The sequence below is a fragment of the Paenibacillus pectinilyticus genome, from assembly GCF_001700435.1.
Classification (GTDB): domain Bacteria; phylum Bacillota; class Bacilli; order Paenibacillales; family NBRC-103111; genus Paenibacillus_E; species Paenibacillus_E pectinilyticus.
The window spans coordinates 238,155-259,876 of record NZ_LYPC01000026.1 but is presented as its reverse complement, the minus strand read 5'-3'; the positions used below and the strand labels follow the sequence as shown (position 1 = coordinate 259,876).

The following is a 21,722-nucleotide window of genomic DNA, read 5'->3' as shown; positions in this document are numbered from 1 at the left end:
AGAAAAGCAATATCCTGGTATTATTTCATTAATGAGGTGGAGCTGCTATGTACTTTGGCGTTGACTATTACCCCGAACATTGGCCGGAAGAACGTTGGACATTGGATGCGAGAATGATGCGTGAAGCTGGGATGAATATCGTAAGATTAGCTGAATTTGCGTGGGTTAAAATGGAGCCCGAACTCGGCGTGTATGACTTCTCCTGGCTGGATCGCGCAATTGAAGTGCTGGCGTCGGAAGGGATTCAGATTATCTTAGGTACGCCGACGGCTGCTGCGCCCAAATGGCTGATGGATCTGCATCCGGATATGTATCCAGTGGATGTGTATGGATTAAAGAAAGGCTTTGGTACCCGCCGCCATTACTGTCCGAATCACGCCGTCTATATCGAACATTCGAAGCGGATAGCGCGCAAAATGGCAGAGCATTACGCAGACAACCCGCATGTCGTCGCTTGGCAGGTGGACAATGAGTTTGGCGGTCCCTGCTATTGCCAGAGTGATTTGCGTGAATTCCGCAAGTGGTTGAATCGTAAATATGACACTATTGAAGCATTGAATCGCGAATGGGGAACGATTTTCTGGAGCCAGACGTATCGGCATTTCGATGAAATCGACCTACCGGCCTATTCTTCTAGCGATGGCTTCAGCCAAAATGCAGGCGCTGGCGACCTCTCCACGCCTCATAATCACAATCCGGGCATGCTGCTGGATTATCATCGTTTTTTCACCGACGCAACGGTCGCCTATCAAAAGGCTCAAATCGATGAGATCCGCGCTTACACGGCATTGCCAATCACCCATAATTTAATGGGGCATGCGAGTGATTTGGACTATTTTAAACTGGGCAAAGATCTCGATTTCATCTGTTGGGACAATTATCCGAATAACATGTGGGGCAAAGCCTCACCGTCCAGCGCTTCCATGGCGCATGATCTGATGCGAGGCATTAAGGAGCAGAATTTCTGGATGATGGAGCAGCAAAGCGGTCCCTGCGGTTGGCAGCATATGGGCGACACGCCGGAGCCCGGGCAGTTGAGGTTGTGGACGTATCAAGCGTTAGCGCATGGTGCGGAAGCGATGGTCTATTTCCGCTGGCGCGCGTGCACGGTCGGGATCGAGCAGTATTGGCATGGGATTCTCGATCATGATGGGATTGGACGCAGACGATATCGGGAGATTAAGCAGCTTGGCGCCGAATTGGCGGGATTGAATGATGTATTCGTGGATTCGCAGAATGTGAGTCCTATCGCTGTTATCAAAAGCTATGATAATTATTGGAGTCATCGGCAACAGCCTCACAACCGGAAATTCAGTTATGGCATGCTGCTGAATGCGTATTACGATGCTATTGCGGATCAGCACATCAATCTGGATGTGACGAGTGTCGAGACGGATTTTGCCAAGTATAAAATGGTGATGATGCCCGCTTTTAACCTGATGACAGCGGAGATTTCCGCCAAATGTGAAGCCTATGTCGCTGGAGGCGGCGCTTTGCTGATCACCTTCCGCTCCGGCACCAAGACGTGGAACAATCAGATGTCGACGCTGACGGTACCTGGCCATTTCAGAGAGATGGCGGGCGTCGAGCTGGAGGAGTTCGATTCGATTAATTTCGGGCGAACCGTTAAGGTGAAAGCTGAGTTCGGGGAAGGTACCGCCGCTATTTGGGCGGATGTCCTGAATAGTAACGGCGCCGAGGTTTTGGCGACTTACGACAGTCATTACTATGCGGGGCAGCCCGCGGTGACCGTGAATCGTTATGGTGAGGGGCACGTTTATTACGTGGGCTGTGATCTAGATGCTGTTGCGCTTGGCGAGCTGATGAAGCTCGTTGCCCAGCGGGAGGGATTAGTACCGTTGCTGCGCGAACCGGTGAGCGGCGTTGAGATTATTGCCAAGACGAAGGATGGGCAGCCGTTTTGGGTGCTTTTGAACTATACGAATGAGGGAAAACGCTTCGAGATACCGGGGGATCACGTTAGTCTCCTCGATGGTTCTTCGGTCGGAGGGCTGATCACGCTTGCGCCATATGGGGTGATGGTGATTCGGCAGCAATAAACTAATCATCGTGAAGAAGACGCTGGGGAAGGTGCCCGGCGTCTTTCCTTGTTAATCCAAGTAGGAGTGCGCTCTCTGTTATCCTTAACCTTGAGCTGCATCCGTGTTCATGTAGTTGATTGCCCACATATGGCCGTCCAAGTCCTCGAAGGCCCAATGATACATGAATCCATAATCCTCAGGTTCTTCATACGATTTCCCGCCCAAGGAGACCGCAGTATTCACGATTTCATCCACCTTTTCTCGGCTCTCGAAGGCCAATGCGATCGTCATCTGCGCATACTTTTCTGTATCAACGGTTTCCTTCTGTGTGAGCGACTTTAAAATTTCTTTGGTGAGCAGCATGACCTGCAGGTTGTCGCCGATCACGATGGCTACCGACTTCTCATTTTCGGGGAATTGCGGATTGAGCTCGAATCCGAGTCCGGTGAAGAACGCCTTCGATTGTTCTACGTTGTTTACAGGCAGATTGAAGCTCGTGAATGTGGACATTAGTGCCATTTTTAAACACCTCATCGTTAAATTGGTTTGTTGTCATTGATGCCTTCGTTTATTTAGACGAAAGCTGATGCGGAAATTCATCGGTGTACTTTATATATTTTCCAAAAAAATCAGTAAAACACTTGAACCTGACGTTACGTCATGTTTTATAGTATAGTTACCGGTAAACAGCTAGCACAGCAAAAAGGAGATGGTCATGAAGCGGCTTTGGAAAGTAGGAGAGCTTGCGAAGCTTACGGGACTCACGATACGAACGTTGCGATTCTACGATCAAATCGGCTTGTTCTCGCCCTCGGCGCATTCCGATTCGGGACACAGGCTGTACAATGAAGCTGATCTGTCGCGGCTGCAGCAAATTTTATCGTTAAAAGAGCTCGGCTTATCGCTCGATGAGGTAAAGTCCGTCTTAACCGGCGCGCAGTTCAGCCCGCTGGAGATCGTTTCGCTACAAATCGCTCGACTAAAGGAAAATATTCAGAGAGAGCAGAATCTCTTGGTCGAATTGGAGTACGTCTCCAATCTCATGCAGTTGAAACAACCTGTGACGGTTGATGATTTCACCAAATTACTGGAAATGATGAAAAATAGTCATGAAAAATATGTACTCGAACGTCGGATGACGTGGGAACGCCGGCTGGATCTGCTTGGTGACCTCGTAGACGGAAATTCCGACGATTCAAACTAAGGGAGCTGACAAGTATGAACGAACGAATTGCCTTACACAACACCTTCGTCGTCGAACGGGTGTATAAAGCCTCACCAACGCGAGTATTTGCCAACTGGGCGGATCCTAAGCTGAAAGAACAATGGTTTTCAAAAGCCGATGAATTCGATTTCCGGGTCGGCGGTGCGGAAAAAAGTCAAGGTGGTCCTCCAGGCGGCCCCGTATTTACCTTCGATGCCCAGTATCAAGACATCGTTCAGAACGAGCGCATTGTTTACTCCTATACTTTGGATATGGATGATAAACGGCTTTCGATTTCCGTGACAACTGTCGAGTTCAAGCCAGAAGGTGCCGGTACGAAGCTCATTTTCACTGAACAAGGCGTTTTCCTTGATGGTCACGACTCACCGGCTCAACGTGAACATGGCACCAAAGAAATGTTGGACAAGCTGGGTATACTGTTTGAGAATAGCTAAACGTTTTATCATTTAAGGAGGCATGGAACATGACTGAAAAACAGGGTATAAACAACGATACCAGCGCAGCGGAAGCGTACGAATTGATCGCTTCGCGTGTTTTCGACGCCCCCCGCGATCTCGTTTACGAAGCTTGGACAAATCCTGATCATTTGGCTAAGTGGTGGGGGCCGAACGGTTTTACGAATACGTTTCACGAATTTGATTTACGGCCGGGCGGAGCATGGCAATTCGTCATGCATGGGCCCAATGGTGTCGATTATCCCAACAAAAGCGAGTTCGTTGAAATCGGGCCTGAACGGATCGTACTGCGGCATCTTTCGGCACCTCATTTTCAGATAACAGCTATCCTGGAGGATCTTGGAAGCCAAACTAAACTGACCTTCCGCCAGCTTTTCAGTACGGCTTCTGAATTTAACGCAGCTAGCAAATATGCACCAGAAGCTAATGAGCAAAACTTAGATCGACTTGGCATACAGTTGCAGAAGATGAAGTCAGTCTAAGGCAGCTATAATGGTTTGAAAAGAGATCACCTGCCGGCCACTAGGTCGGCTTTTTCACGTGCTTTAGTTACGTCTCGTTTGGGTAATTTGGATTTAATTGCCAATATTACTTCTATCCTTTATACTTATACATAGATAATCGATGCATCGAATTTCAGTATATACAGAAAGGAGTTTCCCATGAAAATCAATAAAGAGCTCATGAAAGGAAGCACCGTCATTCTGATCCTTACCCTTTTAGATCGCAAAGACATGTATGGATACGAAATGACCAAAGAGATGGAAAAATACTCCGATGGCGTATTTACGTTAAAGGAGGGTACGCTCTATCCGATTTTGCACACACTGGAGTCAGAGGGTTATGTGGAAGCTTATTGGGACGAAAAAGAAGGCCGGAAACGAAAGAATTATCGACTAACCAAGGCGGGCAAGGGTGAACTCAAGGTGAAGAAGGAAGAATGGTCGCTCTTTCGCAATACGGTTGATCGCGTTCTGGGGGAGGGCGGCGTATGAATTCGTTAGCTCAGCATGAGGAGATCCGAGCTTTTCTGAAACAAGTTTGTCATCAAATTAAAGCGAAAGAAGTCCATCGCGAAGTACGCATGGAGCTTGAGAGTCACTTACAGGACCTGATCGACGAAAAACTTAATCGCGGCATGAATCTGGATTCAGCCATTAAGGAAGCTATTGGTCAAATGGGAACGCCCGATCTAATTGGACAGCAGTTTCATAAGGCGCATAGGCCTCGTTTTAATTGGGGGCTGCTTGCGATTATCGTTCTCTTTATGTCGATGGGGTTGGTCGCTATATTTTCAGCTCAAATGGCTTCCTATCGTCAAAATCTAGACGCCATCGGTCTGAAACAAATTGTTTATTTGGGCACAGGGTCATGCTTAATGTTGATGATTGGCTTTAGTAACTATAGTAAATTAGCAAGGTATTCATGGGGTGTCTATTTCGGAGTGATCGCGTTGCTTAGCTACACCATACTAACTAGGACAGTTATTCAAGAACTTGGAGGTTATGTAAGATGGGGACCCATTCAAATGAATATCTCTGCTCTTTCCCCCTACTTGCTTCTGATCGCGTTAGCTGGGATTTGGAGCACACCCCGGCAAAAACTTACTAACGAATCATCCCTGCGAACATTCATTCACAAGAGTTGGATCTACGTAGGAACCGTCTGGTTGCCAAGTGTATTACTATTAAACACCCATTCAATACCCAATTTCCTTCTTTTCTTTATTGGATGTTTGTGCATGTTACTGGTTTTGAGAAAAAAGCGAATCATCCTCGCTGCTCACTTCGTTCTAATTGTCGCTTCTTTTGGATGGTTCTTATTAAGCCTCTATAAAGTACAACGTCTATTTGCATTTTTACATGCCCATGAAGATCAGCAAGGCATGAACTATATGCTCACCCAGTCCAAGCTGGCTTTGCAATCCGCTGGTTGGTGGGGACATGGATTTGGTGCCCCGCTGAGTGCTTTGCCTAATCTCCAGTACGAAATGATGTTCCCTTTTCTCATCTATTGTTTCGGTTGGGGGGCAGGCATTGCTTTGGTGATTATGATAATCCTGTTTGTCCAACAAACGGTTGGCGTTTCTCGGAAAGTGAAAGACCCCTACGGGAAAGCATTAGTCTCTAGTTTATTGACCATGTTTGTAGTGCAGTATATTTGGAGTATGCTTATGTCAATCGGGCTAGCCCCATACGGCTCATTTCATCTTCCATTTATCAGCTTTAGCGGATCACTTGTTATTTTCCAGTTTATTTCCATAGGCCTCATGCTCAGTGTGTATAGACGTAAGGACCTTGGTACTTGGCGTTTTAATTAGAACAACCGTAAGAATAGACTCCGATCATCCTCGAGTTAGATAAACATCGAAAAAGCCATCCTTTGCAGGATGGCCTATTCTTGTATGGCGGTATCCAGCTCAATTCACGTACGTACACTTTACTCTCTTCGAGTTAATAAAATAAGGGATCCACACGATACAAGTAATAAGGGACTTCACGATGTTTCTTCCCTGTTCACCAATAAAATCAGGTGATGCCAATTCCTCGATTGAATTTGCAACAAAATAGTAACCGACATTGAAAGCAAAATTAAGTAAGTAAAAACAAATGATCATTGTCCTTACTCGCTTCATTTTTTTGAAGCCAAGATACCCCACATAAAGCGGGAAAAGTACATAAAATAGGTAGGTAACCGTTTCGTAAATAATGAGTACTAAGTAGTTGCCGTTTTCACTTTGTAAATCAGAGATAAGTCCATCCTTGTAGATCGGCAACAAGGTCGTAAGTAAATAATACAAGGAGTTTCCAAAGGTAAGCAGCAGGCCAATTACAACGAAATACAACCAGCCACCAAAACCATAAAGTTTCTGATGTTCATCTAATGGCGGTTCATTCCCAGATCTCATAACAGGTTCATCTTTCATGGCCAATTCATTATCAATCTGTGACATGTAGGCACCTATTTTCTTCTCCATCTATGGGAGGATTACGTGTTGCTTTATCTATTCAAGAAATAGTCATAATAAGCACCTTGAATCAGTAGTACCATATCTCCGAATACACCTAGGCAAAAGAACAAGAAATAATAAGTTGCTGTTGTAATCTCTTTATTAAATAGTTCCTTAAACGCCCCAATAATCAACCGTTCAAATTTAAACCAATTTAATATCCAAGCGATTAGAAGGAATGTAAGTATTGTCATTGTGTTTTAACCCCCAAAAAAGTCTTATGACAGATCCAAAGCCAGATAAAGGCATAAGCCCGCAAGAACATAAAGAACACCTGAGACTTTTATATTCCTCCGCAGCTTGAAGGCATATGAACATAAAAAAATTGCCGCTGCCAACTTAGCAATACTTTGATAATAGCCTTCGTTCGCAAAGCTGGAACTGCTAAAAACAACCGAGATCATCAACATGGAAAGAACCAGTATTTTAAACCAAAGCGGCTCTTTTAAGAATTGCTTATACATAAACTTAAAGCGTTGCATATTGCCAAAACTCCTTCCTAGGATTAGCTCATTCACGACGCTTATTTCCCTAATTATGCCATCTCGTGATTTGCGAAATCAACCATTAAATGGAATAGCAAAAAGAAGCCGCCGCGAAGCAAGCTTCATATCCATCTCTCTGCAATTAAAGCGTCGCAGCGGCCTGACGTAACAGCGCCGATAGCTGCTCGGAATCAAATGTTTGTTCTTGCCGCAACTTCAGCATCTTTCTTTCTGGCGGACCATCGAACAGATCTGTCACCTCTTGGCTCATTTCGCATACGCTCCCTTGTCATGTTTTCTCGTGCGTAACATATGGTGTAAATCCTGTAAATCGGCCTCCGAAAGTGAAACTTATGAAGCTATAATTGAGATAGAACGATGTCACTTCGGAATGCGTTCAAGGAACTTTTCAATTGCTCCATCGAACGGGAATTCTTTTCTACTTATCAAGTCCTTCAAGTTCCTCAACTCTTGTTCCGCTCTATGTATAAGTTCTTGCGGATACTCAAACTTCATGGCGTTCGTCTCAAACTCATCCTCATCAACGACCATCCATACGCCCTTTCTCTGCACGTAATCCAGGTCCAAATCTACGAAAGAAACCGTATTACCGTTCATCTTCGCTGGTTGGTTGATGTTGCAATAGTATTGTTGGATCTTACCACCGACGACGTCCGCGCTGACCGTAAACCAAGAATCGAATGAGAAATATTCAATCGTCCAGTTCTCGATCGTAAACACATTTTGCTTTGTGTAGTGATGTAGTTGCCTTCCGTACTCACCTAATACGAAAACATGTGAATCCGTCTTTTCCAGTAACGTGGTGTTCCATTCATAATGTAGTAAATCGCCGTATTTTAGGGCTTGTATAGTGATTTGGTTTGTCATGGTAACGTCCTTTTGCTTTATATTAATGTTTTAAATAATAATATTTCTAACGGTTCATTTGGGAGTAATAGACAACCTGCATCCTTATATGCCAATTTTCTATAAAAATGCTGTGCCTCTTCGTTTGCCAATGTTGACGTCATAACCGATTTAAAGCCTCTTTGTTTCATTTCGTTTTCCCAAAAGTAAACTACTCTCTTCCCTAAACCCTTGCCCCGATATGGCTCATCAATCTTCATCATATTCATAAAAGGTGTGTTATCCCAAAAATACCCGTATCTCAACCAACCGATAGTGCTTGCTTCTTCATTTCGTAACATCCATATTTCTTTGTTATTAATTTTCGGCATGATTAAGCATTCTGCAATATGGAGATCATGTTTCAGAATATATGCATAATCGGATTCTGTTGCAACATCAATTTTCATTTATAGTTGTCGCCCCTATTCAGAGAGGATATTTCCTCTAGCATTTCATCCGGAAGCGGTTCATTCAACAATAGTTGAATCGTCTCGGCATTGGCACCGACATTCTTCAAATAAGAAAGCAGGACATCCGCCTTCTCCTTCCTATTCATCAAAGCATACGCCACATACCACGCTTCGGGACTACCGATATGAATGCCATTCCAAATCACGCTCGGGATAGATGGTATTTTACAAAGACCCATAGGGCTATTAATCGAAAATCCCCCAAGTATTTCTACTTGAGGCCTTTGGTTATGTACGAGCAGCTTATAAGCGGTTCCGAACGGATAGTCGCCGCATGGTTTTTCTTCTATGTTAAAAGGCGTTAGGGCTTTCAAAACATGATCTTTTGGCGCCTCTACCATGACATCCCAGTCATTAATCGAATTCGTTAACCCCAAACTGAGCAGTAAACCACTCCCACCTAATGAGTAGGTGATGCCGAATTTATCAAATTTTTCAGTTACATCTTTTATATTATTCATAGTAAAATTCATGCTTCATTCCTCTTCTCATAGCTTCATGTGCTATTGTACAAGTCTATTCCACTACTCTCCATGGACAAATTTATTATAACATCGTTCGTAATTAGAAGCAGGGATGTTGCTCATCTGGCATATACCCGCAGAAAGCAATGATACGATCTCGTATCATCTGATCTCTTTTGGCTTTGCCTACAATTAAAAAAGTGTACGACTGGTATCTAGTACTGAGCATTCTTTCCGCTAACACAACCCTCGCATGCCATCCAATGGGTGTAAAGAGTGTACAAGTTAGACAAACGCATAAAAATCCTAAAACGAAGATTTTTCTATTTACCATTGTGTCTCTTCCCATTCCTCAAAACTATCCTGATGTGACAACTCCTTGGAACTGCTGTGGCCGCTTTCATTCATGAATCCAAGTGAAATAAGAAATGTTACAATGATGAAAAACTTATTGACCATTCACATTCAGCCCCAATTTCCATTTTATGTTATAGACGTGGTGTATTTGGAATAGTTGCACAAATGTCCCGAGTATTAGGAACTGGTCAGTTTTCAAATATCATACCTTTCTATCGAACTAGGTTATATTAAAAAAGCTGCCAAATGGCAGCTTCAACGAAATCCGGGCTTGTCTATCTCCCTATTCAATAATCGGCGTAATTTTCTTGCCCTTCTCATCATAAACCGTGTAACCGCCACGAACCGTAATCCAAATCTCGTTATCAGTGTGCAGATCAGCCTTAAGACCTCGAGTCGTCTTTGGGAAAAATAACAAGTGATTGTCAGGAATCGGCGTTCCCGGCAGTAGGTCCTGACCAACGGTTAAATCCGGTATACCTTCCTTGTCGGTGCTAACCGCCACCATTTTGCCCGTTCGAACGATCATCTGTGAGCCGGGCTCTCCGTAAAGGGTTTGTTCACCGACCAGTTCAATATTCGTGATGCGATTCGCGTTCTGTGTTTCTCGGAGTGCGATTAAGCCTGTGATCAGCCCCCCAATGGCAATCAACGCCACTACAATACCAGTTATACGTCTAGGTGCTTGTTTCATCGAATTGATATCCTCTTTCTTTTTTCACTCATTATATGACAAAAGGAAAAAGAATAGCTACTCGAGCGAGGTTCATCCTATATTGTGGAATTTCTTCTTAACGAATAATCCTTTTATCTGTCGCTGCCTTCAGCCACAACGGAAATTCATTTAGCAGTTGATTATATAAATCCTCATCCGAGATGGAAGCAATATCCTTGATGTGGATAAATTTCGCATTGTCCACTATGCGCCCTTCCATCGTATCTAGCTTTGGTTACATCAACGTCCTTTTGAAAGAAGCATGTATGGGTCTCCTCGTACTGAAGAATATAGTAGCTCCTTTCAACAGTACCATACAATCGTAAACTCTCAAACAAAGATTAGCAGAGCAAAGCACTAGTCTGTGTATCGTTGGAACTAAGTCGTAACAACCGTCGACAAAGGAATTTCAACCAATGACACGCATCCACCTCCGCCATACAATGTCTGGTTCGCACGCTTCACCTCTGCCTGCTCCGCCCAATTACCAGCTACATTCGGATGCACATGATAGGCTGGAAAATTTGACGAAGAAACGTCCAGTCGAAGGCGCGAACCGCTGCGAAGCTGCCACGTGATCGGCCACAATTCCATTCGGATGCTCTCGATGCGACCAGGTTCATAGGACTGAGGCGATGACGCACCATTTCGATAAGCTAAGCTAGTAATACCGTCCGCGATATTAAACGTCTCACCATTTGCGAAAACCTCACTGATTTTCACTGTAAAAGCCGTATCTTCTGCGGTCGAGCTGACATGCAGTCCTACTTTAATCTGACCGGCAATGAGCATATCTCTCGTAAGCAGTTCGGATTGAAAGGAAAGGACATCAGGCCTATCATTCGGTTCTGGTTGTTTAACACTGGCTGCCTTGGGTAGATAAGGGGAATCCCCATACACCGAAAGTATCGTGCCCCCGCCGGCCGTTGTAACGGGATTTTTCGGATCATACGTGTATGAATAGGAGACTGGTTGATCGGAGGGGCGCATCCCTAGCGAGAAGTTTTCATTTAGGTAAAACGTCAACGATTCACTCGCCGGCGGCCACTGCTCCCACGTTCGCCACTCATTGTCACCGATGACATAGGTTTCGACAGTTCCCAGCTTTTCTGGAGCATGCGGCTGACCTTTCAGATTAGCATCGAACCAGGCTAGCACAACTTTGGTGCCTCCGTTCGTGCCGTCTGTTGTTCCGCCAGGATAATCTAAGTCCCCATACGTGACAAAGGAATGAACCCATGGACCGACGATGAGCCGGCTTTTTGCACGAATTTCCGGTTTCAACTCCCCGAATGAGGCGAACATCGTCTCCAGCGCGATATCAAACCAGCCCGCGACCATACAGACGGGAACGTTGACCTTGGCCGGCATAGATTTCAACAGCGCCCACAACCCCTCATTCCAAAGCGCAGCGCCAGAGCCCGAACTGGAAATGAAATCGCGATACCACGGCACCTTTCTGCCTAACAAAGACTGATCCATCTCCATAGGCGGCGAAAAGCGATAAGCATCCAGTGCGATTCCGGTTACATCCCTATCCCCCCAATCTACATCGGAGTTGGTGACCGCCCAGGCGGTATAAATATCAGGCTTAAACATGCCATTCATATAGGCAAAACGGTATTGATCCGTGCCCATTGCCGAGAGATACAATGTCTTCACCTGCGGTGGGAGACCATCGGCAAGCATCCATTGGCTGAAGGACAAATACGAGCCGCCATACAGCCCGATGTTGCCATCCTGCCAAGGCTGCTGAATGAGCCAATCCAGCGTGTCCAAACCATCTGACCGCTCGTTGACAAAAGGCTCCCAGACTCCCTCGGACTGCCCTCGTCCCCGGCATTCCTGCAGGATAACCGCGTAGCCATATCGCGCGAAAATCACAAAGCCAGGATCGTACACCTCGCCGCTGTCTACATAAGGCGTACGCATCAGGATAGTCGGCCACGGGCCGTCTCCATCAGGAAGCCAAACATGCGTCATTAATCGAGTGCCGTCGCGCATCGTGACGTAAAACGGGTGATATGGTCCCACCTCATACGTGGGGGCGCGGAGTAAATCTTCGTTTGTATGTGACATGTTAACAGTCCCTTCAAGGTAAATTTAGCTATACAAGCCTGGCTGAATTGTAAAATAACTGGAAAACATGCAGTTATTTTCAGCAAAACGCGCTCCAAATTCAATCTAAATGGAAAACATGTAGTTAATTCTCCCGAATATACTCTTCCGAGCTAATTTGGCTGAAATTAACTACAGGAAATCCATCTATTCGGAAAATTAGCGGTGCCTGCGCAGAATTAACTACATAAAATCCATTTAGTTTGAGAAATGTAGGTTGGCTGATGGGCTTGTTTGAGATGTGCGATGTGCTGTGGTATGGCGTGCTTGGTGTGCTTAGTGTGCTTGATGTGCTTGATGTGCTTGATGTGCTTGGTGTGCTTGGTGTGCTTGGTGTGCCTGGTGTGCTTGATGTGCTTGATTCGCTTGATTCGCTTGATGTGCTTGATGTGCTTGATGTGCTTGAAGTCCGTTTAGCAAGTTCGGTCTCCAAATGTGTGTTCATTGTCATGATGCGTTGCTCGATTTGCCCTGTGTAACGGCTATCTTGATGTGTTCGGCATTGGCCCTTCCAACTAGGCAAAAGACACCCACCCCCGCACACGGGGATGGGCATCAAACACCTTGCGTTAGTTGCCGTACACTTCAAACTCGTAAATACGCGCGTTGCTGCGGTCGCCAGGCGTTGTTGCATAACCAGCGTCACTTTGAACCGTAGTCGTGATGTAGAGCCTAACGTAACGGGCCGAGAACGACGCCACTGTCCGATCCGTTATGGCTGCAGTGTTCCCTGTCACGGTATCAACATCCGTCCAGTTCGTGCCGTCGCTGCTCTTCTGCAGCTTGAAATCCTTCGTGTTGTAGCTTGCCGACTCGCCATTCGAGCTGGCATGCTTCACCACCCAGCGAGTGATCGCATAACTAGCGCCCAAATCGACCTTCAGCCACTTGTCGCCTGGGACAAGATTGATCGGCTGCGATGTCCATTTGGTCGTCGCCACACCGTCGACAGCTTTCGTTGCCGCTTCCGTCGCATTAATCTCATCGCTCGCAGTCACTGTCTTACTCAAAGCAACGTTAGTCGGTGTCGATGTGGAAGCGTAGAACGTAATCTCGGCAATTTGCAGATTGGCATCTCCGCTGTTGGCCGATACATCTAACCGATAGTACGTGTATGGCGTGCTGTTCGTGAAGGTATACGTCTTCACCTGAAGCCTGCTTGCGAACGTTTCGTTCGATCTCGTGTCGAGCGTTGTCCAGTTGGTTCCGTCGTTGGAGCCCTTCAAGGTCCAATTCTTCGGATCCCTCGCTGGCACGTCATTAGCGGACGTAATGTCGTACTTGTTCACCACTTTAGCCGCCGTATAGTGATATTGAATCCAGCCAGCGTTCGTGAAGATCAGCCATTTGGTAGCCGATGCGCCATCGAAGGCTTTTTCCTTCTCCTCGCCGCTCGGGCTGTTCGTTGTGCTCGCACTCACCGTTTCCGTGGATCCTAACGCTTGATTCATCGCTGTTGTAATGGCAGCTAACGAAGTCCCGTCTGGCGCCAAATGGATCGTCTCATTGACAGAAGTCGTAATCGTCAAATCTGTTCCGGTCATGGTACCTGCGTCAACACCATTGCGGTAAATCCGAACTGTTTGCCCGCTCCACGGATTGGCAACCGTTGCGGTTTTGCCTTTTTCACTAATAATGCGAACATATTCTACTTGGTTACTCTTCATGCTGCTAGAGATAAGAAATGCGCCATCTGAGCGCAAGTCGCCGTATTTCGCGTCTGTACCTGTCGGCCAGTTCGCAAAGATGCGAAGCTTATTCTGGAACGACTGCAGCATCATTTCAGCTAGCGTTGCTGGTACCACATTGAAATTCTCAATGCCGCCTCCGCCTGTTTTGATATGCATATTGTTGTAGCTCGCACTGCCCACGAAGGAAGATAGCTGACTCAGAATCGTCGCAGGATCGTAACCAACCCGTGCTGCTGCCGGATAAAACGTATTCGTGCCGTTGCCGTCGGTCCAGCGAGCCATTTGGCCGATCATGTTCTTCGAAGTTTGAAGTAGTGTTGCGCTGCTGGAAAGACCGATCTGACGCCCTGGATAAATATGCTGAATCCCAATCGCATTATCTGTACTCCAATCCCGCCCTACTTCTGTATAGCGGAAAACGGTTTGACTATTCCTCGTTTGCGTCGGGAACGGGCTCAGGGTGTTCAAAATATTTTGCCAAGTGGATCTCAGTGTCGTATCTGTTCCTAAAGCTGTGCTGATATCGATGCAGCCTTGGAGCACATAGCGAACCATTCCAAGCGACATGACGCCATTCGTTTGTGGGTAGACATCATCTTCATGCTGAGCATCATTATTAATCACATACCTCGTGCCATCCCAAGTCAAGTAGTTCTGCCAGAATTTCGTCGCTTCTTTCAAGAACGCATAGATCGAATTTGCATACGTCGTGTCCGCTGTCGAGTAGTAGTGATCGAGCATAACAGTAGCCCCGAACACGGCATTTGTCTTCTGATTATGGTAGCCGCCATCGGTATCCATCGTATATGGACCAATTCCAACCGGATAATAAACACCCGTGTATCCTGCATTCGTAGCTGCCGTCTGCGCTTTCGGAACCCAGTCTAGGAGTGGTTTATCGTAAGGAGTGGCCAGTTCAACATGGTTCGTCGGCATAGCAAAATAGAAGGGAGCCTCTGTGTTGTAATTCAGATGGTAATCGCCGCCCCAGTCGGAATTCCGAGCAATCCATGCCCCCCATAGGCCTGGAGGCGCTTCGCCTGTTCGCGAGCTGCTTCCGAGCAAATAGAGCGAACCATAGAACGATTTCTCAATTGTTTTGTTCGGAATTTCAATGAACGACTTGCTGTAGTAGGCATCCCACCAGGATTGATGTGCTGCTTTTAAAGAATCAATATCACCTTGTGTTTTGGAGCTAATATTGCTAAGGGCAAGCGCTTGATAATTCGCTGAATCCTTATTACTCATAATGCTAGTAGCCAGCGTATACGTGTTGCCAGGTGTCAGTGTAAATTGCAGCTGGTTTGAACTGATTGTTCCTGTCGTTCCAATAATCCGTGTTGCGACACGTGCTTTGATCGTCGTAATGCCATTGACCGTGTCAGCGTTATCCGCCCGCACATCCCGATACAAAATATCGCCAGATGAGCCAATTGTGCTGGTAAATGTATTCTGATTTGCCGGATCGAGTGAGACCGTGACTGTTTTCGAACCTGTTCCTGTATATGTAAATTTCGTCAGGAGCAGATTGTTCGTCGTGTCTGTCGCCTGCGCCCAGCTCGTCGTGTTAATCGTATTGCCCGACAAGGAGAACGTGCCGTCCACTTGCGCACTGGCTAGTTTCTGTTCCGTTAGGTACGATGCGCCCGTCATGCCAGATGCGGAGATGCCTAGTCTAGCCATCGATTTCAATTGCCGCTCCGCCACGGAGAAAAATTCATTCTTCCCCAGCACAACGGTCATCGCATCAATGTTACCAACTAAAACGGCGCCAATATCTCCGTTGCCCAGCAATGGCGCGTTGGTCGTGTTGCCGAAGTTCGTATCCGTTGGCGGCGTTGTCCACGATCCTTTGTATGCGCTTACAATACGCGCAGCTTGATTGGTTGTAATCGTATCCGCGCTCGCTGTTGGCACACCGACGGTTGACACGACGGATACACCCGCTACGATGAGTGCTAGACAAGCAGCCCCTAATTTTCTCATTACGTAAAACCTCCTCAGAATTGTTTACTCTACAAGCTTCATTCTCACTGCTACCCGATAATTCCAACCTTTCTTGTATAACTTGATGTGTGAACCTAATGTATGAACCCGCGAACAAAAGCCGCTATCATCTTTCTATTTAAAAGAGAAGCGGCTTTCATTCTAAGGTGTGATGCAATCGTTATGCTTACTTCGAAGCTTTCCAAGCATCAATTTGTTTCTGCATTTCGGCAATAATCGCGTCCAAGCCCGCTTTCTTCAACTTCGCATTCATTTGCGGCAACGTTGTATCCGGATCAGCGATACCTGTAATGAGGCCCGCATAGAATTCATCTACGACGGATGCTGTTTGCGCCAATTCGCTCTTCACGTTACTTGGGTCGAAAGAGAAGCCTAGTATTTTGGAAGGAATCGCAGCTGCATTCTTATCTGGTCCTGCTGGGTACCATTTTGGCTGTGTTGGACTCGTACGGAACGAGTTGAACATGTTGCCGTATTCCCAACCGGAATCCATCCAGTAGCCGGCATTGTCTACCTTTTTGATCAAACCATCAGAAACTTTCGTGTAGTGCTTGCCTTCAATCCCGAAGCTCATCAAATTGAATAGCTCAGGATCGGAGTACATCAGGTTGTAGAACATCATCGCTCTTGCTGGATCCTTGGATGTGCGGGAAATCGCTGTCATCGTCGCAATAATGGAACCCGTGCTCATATACGGCTTGGAGAATTCCACCGCTGCTACGTTCGCTGAATCCCCACCACCGAAGCGTTGTGCTTGGTTCGCTGCGGAATCCGGATTGATAACCGTAAACGTGGACGATACATATTTGCCTGCCAATTCATCGGAGTTCGTATCTTTAATCGTAGCTGCATCTTTACGAATAATTCCTTTGGAGTACCAGTCACGCATTTGTTTCAAAAAGGCAGTAAATTCAGGTGTTTCATACAGATTCACAACTTTAGAGGATGCATCGTCGATGCGAACAACACCCGGGTTCTTTTGGGAGAAATATTCCAGTCCGATCGCACTGCCATAGTTACCCATGACATCCGTGTCACCCTTTAAGCTAAACGGATATTTATCTGGCTCGCCTTGTTTCACTTTTTCAAAAAACGGTGTCAGATCGGCTAATGTCTTGAATTGATCCGCCTTAAAGCCATATTTATCTAAGTAGGTTTTGTTGATCAGAACACCTGGTGTACGAGCCAAAACTTGCGTATTAATAATCCCATACAGCTTGCCTTTCACTTTCGCTGCATCCCAAGCTGACGGAGGCACTTGCTTTAGAATGTCTGGACCATATTTAGGCAGCAGATCCGTGATATCGAGGAATGCGCCTTTGTTAACATTTTGCAGATAATCATTCGTCCAGTTGGAGGTAAAGATCAGATCCGCTTTCTCGCCAGAAGCTGCAATCGCTTGCATTTTCTGATCGTATGTGCCCCAATCGACCAATTGAATGTTAAGTGTCGCGTTGATTTTTTCTTTCGTAATTTTGCTCATCGCATCTTGAACGAGCTTCGCATCAGGGAATACCGCTTGCGGCAAATACCAAGTGATTTCATAAGGTTTAAGCTCCGCTGTAGCTGGACTAGCGGCAGCGCTGCTGGCTGGGGATGCAGGTGCTGAGCTGGCTGGGGATGGCGACGAGCTGTTCGTGTTAGATCCACAAGCCGTGAGTAATAAGCTAAGGGTCAAGCCGCTGACAAGTACAGGTGATAAGCTTTTCAATGTTCTATTTTTCATATGATCGAACCCTCCTGATATCATGGTCGAAAATGGCATAAGCACTGCAATTTATTATCATCCGATCCGGATTCGGATTGACAAACGTGGATAGACTTACCTTCAGTTAGCCTTTAACTGCGCCAACTGTCAATCCTTTGATCAAGTATTTCTGGAAGAAAGGGAAAGCGAATAACATCGGGCCTGCTGCCAAAATGGCGATACCCATACGAGACGATTCGGCTGGAATCGTGCTCATGTCCACACTGATGCCGGCTTGCATATTTTTCGTCAAAAACTCGATATTCGACATGATGCGCTGCAAATAGTATTGTAGCGGAATCAGTTTTTCATTCTGGATATATAGCATGGCCAGCCACCAATCATTCCAATAGGCCAGTGCATAGAACAAGCCCACCGTGGCTAACGCCGGTTTAGATAAAGGAAGAACGATACGCACGAATGTGCTTAGTTCGGAAGAGCCGTCGATTTTGGCAGACTCAATAATTTCAAAAGGCAGTCCATCCATGAAGCCCTTCATGAGCATCGTAAACCAGGCACTAACGCCATACGGGAGAATCAAGGCCCACACCGTATCTTGCAAGTGTAACACAGTCGTCATGACGATATACGACGGCACCAATCCTGCATTAAAGAGCAGTGTGAAGAAGACGAAGTAGCCAGTGATTCTGCTGTAGCGATAATCCTTCCGAGTCATAATATACGCCAGGGATGAAGTGAGTATCAAGCTTAGCAAGGTTCCTACGACTGTCACAAAAATTGTAACCATATAGGATTGAATAAGCGCCTTCGGTGTTTGGAAAATGTACGAATACGCCATGAACGTAATCCGCTTCGGTATTAATTGATAGCCATACTTGGCGATGTCCCCGTCGAATGAAAGCGAGACCGAAACAACGTACAGCATGGGATAGATGAACAGGAGTGATAGCAAAATGAAGAATAGAACGATTAGCCAGTTATTTTCTGACTTTTTCTTAATAGATGAAAGCACTGCCACCCTCCTCCTTAGAACAAAGCATTATCTTTATTAAATTTGCGGACGAGCAAGTTGGTCGTGACAACAAGAATCAAGCCAACAATCGCCTGGTACAAGCTAGCGGCAGATGCCATACCCAAGTCTCCTACAACGCGTAGGGATCGGAACACGTACGTGTCTACGACATCTGTTGTTGCATACAGCATGCCCGCATCACGAGGTACGAAGTAGAATAATCCGAAATCGGAGTAGAAAATCCGACCGACATTGAGCATGAACAGCATCGTGATTAATGGTGTAATGAGCGGTATGGAAATCTTTCGAATTTGCTGTAAGCGTGAAGCGCCGTCAATAGAAGCGGCCTCGTAATAACTGTTGTCGATCGACAGCAGTCCTGTAAAGAAGATGATGGCGGTGTAACCGACATTTTTCCATAGATACGTTAGGGTTAAAATGAGGGGCCAATAGCCCGGCTTGCTGTACCAGTCGATTGGGGAGAAATGGAGCTGCTCCAATAGCTTATTGATCACGCCGAAGGATGGATTCAGCAAAATGTAGCTGACGAATCCGACGACGACCCAAGAAAGGAAATAAGGAAAGAACAGAATCGTCTGGAACAGCTTCACCCATCTCCGTCCCAACTCAGCGAGCAATAGTCCAATGACTAGCGCGCAGGACATGCCGACCACAATGAACAACCCATTGAGTAATAACGTGTTCCGTGTGATTCTAAGTGCATCTTGCGAGTTGAAGAAGAACTTGAAGTTATGAAGCCCTACCCAGTCGCTGCCCCAAATGCCTTTGGCATAATTAATATCTTTAAATGCGATCACGATGCCGTACATCGGTAAGTAGTAAAATACGAACACAACGATGAGAGCCGGCAAACCGATAAAAAACAAACTGCGTGATTTCCAGAAATGCTTCCATTCTTTACGTAGGGCTGAGAAGATTCCCAAGTATGCTACCTCCTTCTGTCTGTGTTGCCTTGCGTCCTCTTTGCGATTTCATCATACGAAATCCGGGAGAGAATTGGATACTGCTCATTTTTGCTGGGGGTAAAATGTACTGTAAGAATCGAAAAACGGGTGGATTTACACTGTACTTTTCTTAAAAGAAGGCGTGAAAACCCTTATAGAATGCGGGTTTATGTGATTGAGGGGTCAGCGAGAGGGAATGGATTGATGCCTGCGGCTGAGTGGAATATCCGCCTTAAGAAGGATATCAAATAACTGAGTATATAATATACTGTTTATATGATCCACAATTTAAAGGACGGGAGATACGACAATGAAACATAATGCGATTGATGTAAACGGATTGCGTAAAAGCTTCGGCAAACAGACTGTGTTAAACGGCATCGATTTAAAGGTGGCCAAAGGTTCGATTATGGCGCTGCTTGGTCCCAACGGCGCTGGCAAAACGACACTGATCAACATTCTCTCAACACTATCCGAGCCGGATGAAGGGTACGCACGCATTGAAGGGTATGATGTACTCGCAGACCGAGATGCAGTACGACGCTCCATCTCTCTTACCGGGCAATTTGCCGCGGTGGATGAAGTGCTGACAGGTCAAGAAAATATCATCATGATGTGTAGATTGTCAGGCTTATCTGCTAGCGAGGCTCGCTTACGGACGGCAGAGCTGCTCCATCGGTTTCAGCTCGAAGGCGCTGCAAGCAAGCGTGTCAAAACCTACTCCGGCGGCATGCGCCGCAGACTGGATCTCGCTGTCAGCCTTGTCATCAGCCGTCCGGTGCTCTTTCTTGACGAGCCGACGACAGGACTCGATACCATTAGCCGCCGCTCGCTTTGGGAAACGATCTTGCAATTGAAGCAGCAAGGCATGACCATTCTGTTGACCACGCAATATTTAGAAGAAGCGGATCAGCTTGCAGACGAGATCGCGGTGCTGAACCACGGACGGATCGTCGCATCCGGTTCTGCCGAGACCTTGAAAGCACGAGTTGGCGGCGAAGTCATCGAGCTCCGGAATCCGATGGACGACGTCATTCGATCCATACCGACGAGCGGCAGTGTTCAGGACGTTCGTAACACTTTGAACGAAATCGCTCAATCGTGCCCGCCAGGTACACGCTTCTCTATTCGCAAGCCTAGCATGGACGATGTCTTTCTAGCTCTGACAACAGATGATCATAAGGAGGCTTCACTCGCATGAATGATTTTCAACCTTTGAATATGAACAATCCTCAAGCTTTGCCAAAGCCCACTTCATTCGCAGCAACCAACGCCGTCTTCATCGGCCGCAGTATCCGTCATAGCTTACGCAACATCGAGGCGCTCATGATGGCCATCATGCTTCCGATTATGCTCATGCTGCTGTTTACCTACATCTTCGGCGGTGCACTCGATCCGAGCGGCGACTACGTGAACTATGTCGTACCCGGCATCATCCTGCTATGCGCAGGTTTCGGCTCATCCAGCACAGCTGTAGATGTCGCAACCGACATGACGAACGGCATTATCAATCGTTTCCGGACTATGCCGATTAGCAGCATCAGCGTCATCACAGGTCACGTCGCCGCAAGCCTCGCTCGGAATTTGCTTGCTACTTGTCTCGTCTTCGGCGTTGCCTTGCTTGTCGGCTTCCGCCCCAACGCCACCTTCATTGAATGGCTAGGAGCCATTGGTATCATAATCTTGTTCATTCTGACTTTTACCTGGCTATTCGCTGCAATCGGCCTTGTCACGGGCAGCCCTACTACTGCTAGCAGCTATGGCTTCGCGCTCCTGTTCCTCCCTTATCTGTCCAGTGCCTTCGTTCCAACGAACACGATGCCCTCTTGGCTGCAAGGGTTTGCTAATCATCAGCCGATCACACCTGTCATTGAAACAATTCGCGGACTGCTCACCGGTACACCGGTGATGAATCATGCTTGGTGGGCGATTGGGTGGTGTGCTGCCATATTGATTATGGCGATTGGCTGGTGTATTCTCTCTTTCCGCCGGAATGGTGGAAAGTGAAGCGTGCCAAATGGTATGGCCTTTAGTTGGCATGGACAATGTGTCCCTCTCGGCGCTTGCGGTACGATAAGCACTTGCAGCG

23 protein-coding genes are annotated in these 21,722 nt (G+C 46.6%); 9 read left to right on the top strand and 14 right to left on the bottom strand.

Annotation, left to right across the window (positions count from 1 at the left end):
- Positions 1–47 precede the first annotated feature (47 nt).
- Positions 48–2,060, top strand: coding sequence for a beta-galactosidase (locus A8709_RS21590; protein WP_065854994.1), 2,013 nt, complete (start codon positions 48–50; stop codon positions 2,058–2,060).
- A gap of 84 nt (positions 2,061–2,144) precedes the next feature.
- Here A8709_RS21590 and A8709_RS21585 read toward each other — a convergent pair whose 3' ends face one another.
- Positions 2,145–2,561: a VOC family protein gene (locus A8709_RS21585; RefSeq protein WP_065854992.1), complete on the bottom strand. Its 417-nt coding sequence runs from the start codon at positions 2,559–2,561 to the stop codon at positions 2,145–2,147.
- 196 nt (positions 2,562–2,757) lie between these two features.
- Here A8709_RS21585 and A8709_RS21580 point away from each other — a divergent pair, with 196 nt between their 5' ends.
- The 5 genes from A8709_RS21580 (at position 2,758) to A8709_RS21560 (ending at position 6,042) form a co-directional block, all read left to right on the top strand.
- A complete protein-coding gene (locus A8709_RS21580) occupies positions 2,758–3,246 on the top strand; it encodes a MerR family transcriptional regulator (RefSeq protein WP_065854990.1) in 489 nt (162 codons plus the stop codon).
- 14 nt (positions 3,247–3,260) lie between these two features.
- Positions 3,261–3,701, top strand: a complete 441-nt coding sequence (locus tag A8709_RS21575) for an SRPBCC family protein (RefSeq protein ID WP_065854988.1) — start codon at positions 3,261–3,263, stop codon at positions 3,699–3,701.
- Between the two features lie 29 nt (positions 3,702–3,730).
- Positions 3,731–4,204: an SRPBCC family protein gene (locus A8709_RS21570; RefSeq protein ID WP_065854986.1), complete on the top strand. Its 474-nt coding sequence runs from the start codon at positions 3,731–3,733 to the stop codon at positions 4,202–4,204.
- Positions 4,205–4,384: 180 nt separating this feature from the next.
- Complete coding sequence (locus A8709_RS21565; RefSeq protein WP_065854984.1) at positions 4,385–4,717, top strand: PadR family transcriptional regulator; 333 nt, start codon at positions 4,385–4,387, stop codon at positions 4,715–4,717.
- Positions 4,714–6,042, top strand: coding sequence for an FtsW/RodA/SpoVE family cell cycle protein (locus tag A8709_RS21560; protein ID WP_065854982.1), 1,329 nt, complete (start codon positions 4,714–4,716; stop codon positions 6,040–6,042). The genes A8709_RS21565 and A8709_RS21560 overlap by 4 nt, the downstream gene beginning before the upstream one ends.
- A 99-nt stretch (positions 6,043–6,141) precedes the next feature.
- Here A8709_RS21560 and A8709_RS21555 read toward each other — a convergent pair whose 3' ends face one another.
- From A8709_RS21555 to A8709_RS21520, 9 genes are all read right to left on the bottom strand, one after another.
- Positions 6,142–6,699, bottom strand: coding sequence for a DUF2569 domain-containing protein (locus tag A8709_RS21555; protein ID WP_084225281.1), 558 nt, complete (start codon positions 6,697–6,699; stop codon positions 6,142–6,144).
- 251 nt (positions 6,700–6,950) lie between these two features.
- A complete protein-coding gene (locus A8709_RS21545) occupies positions 6,951–7,214 on the bottom strand; it encodes a hypothetical protein (RefSeq protein ID WP_065854977.1) in 264 nt (87 codons plus the stop codon).
- 145 nt (positions 7,215–7,359) lie between these two features.
- The gene (locus A8709_RS35485) at positions 7,360–7,488 is read right to left on the bottom strand and encodes a hypothetical protein (RefSeq protein WP_279615889.1); all 129 of its coding nucleotides are present in this window, start codon (positions 7,486–7,488) and stop codon (positions 7,360–7,362) included.
- A gap of 110 nt (positions 7,489–7,598) precedes the next feature.
- Entirely contained in the window at positions 7,599–8,105 is a 507-nt protein-coding gene (locus tag A8709_RS21540; RefSeq protein WP_065854975.1) for a DUF402 domain-containing protein, read from the bottom strand.
- A 17-nt stretch (positions 8,106–8,122) separates the two neighbouring features.
- Positions 8,123–8,533, bottom strand: coding sequence for a GNAT family N-acetyltransferase (locus A8709_RS21535; protein WP_065854973.1), 411 nt, complete (start codon positions 8,531–8,533; stop codon positions 8,123–8,125).
- Positions 8,530–9,069, bottom strand: coding sequence for a hypothetical protein (locus A8709_RS21530; protein ID WP_065854972.1), 540 nt, complete (start codon positions 9,067–9,069; stop codon positions 8,530–8,532). Before A8709_RS21530 ends, A8709_RS21535 begins: the two co-directional genes overlap by 4 nt.
- 631 nt (positions 9,070–9,700) lie before the next feature.
- On the bottom strand, positions 9,701–10,111 hold the full coding sequence (locus A8709_RS21525; protein WP_065854970.1) for a hypothetical protein: 411 nt from the start codon (positions 10,109–10,111) through the stop codon (positions 9,701–9,703).
- Positions 10,112–10,208: 97 nt separating this feature from the next.
- Positions 10,209–10,352 carry a VWA domain-containing protein gene (locus tag A8709_RS33785; RefSeq protein WP_084225279.1) on the bottom strand — a complete coding sequence of 48 codons (144 nt, stop codon included), beginning with the start codon at positions 10,350–10,352 and terminating at the stop codon, positions 10,209–10,211.
- A gap of 158 nt (positions 10,353–10,510) precedes the next feature.
- Positions 10,511–12,211 (bottom strand): CocE/NonD family hydrolase, encoded by a 1,701-nt coding sequence (locus A8709_RS21520; RefSeq protein ID WP_065854968.1) that lies wholly within the window; start codon positions 12,209–12,211, stop codon positions 10,511–10,513.
- Positions 12,212–12,453: 242 nt separating this feature from the next.
- Here A8709_RS21520 and A8709_RS34710 point away from each other — a divergent pair, with 242 nt between their 5' ends.
- Complete coding sequence (locus tag A8709_RS34710; RefSeq protein WP_167357146.1) at positions 12,454–12,729, top strand: hypothetical protein; 276 nt, start codon at positions 12,454–12,456, stop codon at positions 12,727–12,729.
- A 90-nt stretch (positions 12,730–12,819) separates the two neighbouring features.
- On the opposite strand, the gene A8709_RS34705 is transcribed toward A8709_RS34710, so the two are convergent.
- The 4 genes from A8709_RS34705 to A8709_RS21495 all read right to left on the bottom strand — a co-directional run bounded on the left by A8709_RS34705 (position 12,820) and on the right by A8709_RS21495 (position 19,612).
- The gene (locus A8709_RS34705; RefSeq protein WP_065854962.1) at positions 12,820–15,927 is read right to left on the bottom strand and encodes a discoidin domain-containing protein; all 3,108 of its coding nucleotides are present in this window, start codon (positions 15,925–15,927) and stop codon (positions 12,820–12,822) included.
- Between the two features lie 187 nt (positions 15,928–16,114).
- Positions 16,115–17,674, bottom strand: a complete 1,560-nt coding sequence (locus A8709_RS21505) for a DUF3502 domain-containing protein (RefSeq protein ID WP_065854960.1) — start codon at positions 17,672–17,674, stop codon at positions 16,115–16,117.
- Positions 17,675–17,780: 106 nt separating this feature from the next.
- Positions 17,781–18,668: a carbohydrate ABC transporter permease gene (locus A8709_RS21500; protein ID WP_244163280.1), complete on the bottom strand. Its 888-nt coding sequence runs from the start codon at positions 18,666–18,668 to the stop codon at positions 17,781–17,783.
- Between the two features lie 14 nt (positions 18,669–18,682).
- Positions 18,683–19,612 carry an ABC transporter permease gene (locus tag A8709_RS21495; protein WP_244163279.1) on the bottom strand — a complete coding sequence of 310 codons (930 nt, stop codon included), beginning with the start codon at positions 19,610–19,612 and terminating at the stop codon, positions 18,683–18,685.
- Between the two features lie 331 nt (positions 19,613–19,943).
- On the opposite strand from A8709_RS21495, the gene A8709_RS21490 reads away from it, so the two are divergent.
- Positions 19,944–20,834 (top strand): ATP-binding cassette domain-containing protein, encoded by an 891-nt coding sequence (locus A8709_RS21490; protein ID WP_065854959.1) that lies wholly within the window; start codon positions 19,944–19,946, stop codon positions 20,832–20,834.
- Positions 20,831–21,640 carry an ABC transporter permease gene (locus tag A8709_RS21485; protein WP_425262342.1) on the top strand — a complete coding sequence of 270 codons (810 nt, stop codon included), beginning with the start codon at positions 20,831–20,833 and terminating at the stop codon, positions 21,638–21,640. The genes A8709_RS21490 and A8709_RS21485 overlap by 4 nt, the downstream gene beginning before the upstream one ends.
- The last annotated feature ends 82 nt before the right edge of the window (positions 21,641–21,722 follow it).

Excerpts from the sequence above, each read along its gene's own strand:
- A8709_RS34705 (WP_065854962.1), bottom strand. The coding sequence starts at position 15,927 with ATGAGAAAATTAGGGGCTGCTTGTCTAGCACTCATCGTAGCGGGTGTA.
- A8709_RS21540 (WP_065854975.1), bottom strand. The coding sequence starts at position 8,105 with ATGACAAACCAAATCACTATACAAGCCCTAAAATACGGCGATTTACTA.
- A8709_RS21590 (WP_065854994.1), top strand. The coding sequence starts at position 48 with ATGTACTTTGGCGTTGACTATTACCCCGAACATTGGCCGGAAGAACGT.
- A8709_RS21535 (WP_065854973.1), bottom strand. The coding sequence starts at position 8,533 with ATGAAAATTGATGTTGCAACAGAATCCGATTATGCATATATTCTGAAA.
- A8709_RS21580 (WP_065854990.1), top strand. The coding sequence starts at position 2,758 with ATGAAGCGGCTTTGGAAAGTAGGAGAGCTTGCGAAGCTTACGGGACTC.
- A8709_RS21520 (WP_065854968.1), bottom strand. The coding sequence starts at position 12,211 with ATGTCACATACAAACGAAGATTTACTCCGCGCCCCCACGTATGAGGTG.
- A8709_RS21555 (WP_084225281.1), bottom strand. The coding sequence starts at position 6,699 with ATGGAGAAGAAAATAGGTGCCTACATGTCACAGATTGATAATGAATTG.
- A8709_RS21490 (WP_065854959.1), top strand. The coding sequence starts at position 19,944 with ATGAAACATAATGCGATTGATGTAAACGGATTGCGTAAAAGCTTCGGC.
- A8709_RS21525 (WP_065854970.1), bottom strand. The coding sequence starts at position 10,111 with ATGAAACAAGCACCTAGACGTATAACTGGTATTGTAGTGGCGTTGATT.
- A8709_RS35485 (WP_279615889.1), bottom strand. The coding sequence starts at position 7,488 with ATGAGCCAAGAGGTGACAGATCTGTTCGATGGTCCGCCAGAAAGAAAG.
- A8709_RS21545 (WP_065854977.1), bottom strand. The coding sequence starts at position 7,214 with ATGCAACGCTTTAAGTTTATGTATAAGCAATTCTTAAAAGAGCCGCTT.
- A8709_RS21575 (WP_065854988.1), top strand. The coding sequence starts at position 3,261 with ATGAACGAACGAATTGCCTTACACAACACCTTCGTCGTCGAACGGGTG.
- A8709_RS21560 (WP_065854982.1), top strand. The coding sequence starts at position 4,714 with ATGAATTCGTTAGCTCAGCATGAGGAGATCCGAGCTTTTCTGAAACAA.
- A8709_RS21485 (WP_425262342.1), top strand. The coding sequence starts at position 20,831 with ATGAATGATTTTCAACCTTTGAATATGAACAATCCTCAAGCTTTGCCA.
- A8709_RS21565 (WP_065854984.1), top strand. The coding sequence starts at position 4,385 with ATGAAAATCAATAAAGAGCTCATGAAAGGAAGCACCGTCATTCTGATC.
- A8709_RS21585 (WP_065854992.1), bottom strand. The coding sequence starts at position 2,561 with ATGGCACTAATGTCCACATTCACGAGCTTCAATCTGCCTGTAAACAAC.
- A8709_RS21530 (WP_065854972.1), bottom strand. The coding sequence starts at position 9,069 with ATGAATTTTACTATGAATAATATAAAAGATGTAACTGAAAAATTTGAT.
- A8709_RS21570 (WP_065854986.1), top strand. The coding sequence starts at position 3,731 with ATGACTGAAAAACAGGGTATAAACAACGATACCAGCGCAGCGGAAGCG.
- A8709_RS33785 (WP_084225279.1), bottom strand. The coding sequence starts at position 10,352 with ATGGAAGGGCGCATAGTGGACAATGCGAAATTTATCCACATCAAGGAT.
- A8709_RS21505 (WP_065854960.1), bottom strand. The coding sequence starts at position 17,674 with ATGAAAAATAGAACATTGAAAAGCTTATCACCTGTACTTGTCAGCGGC.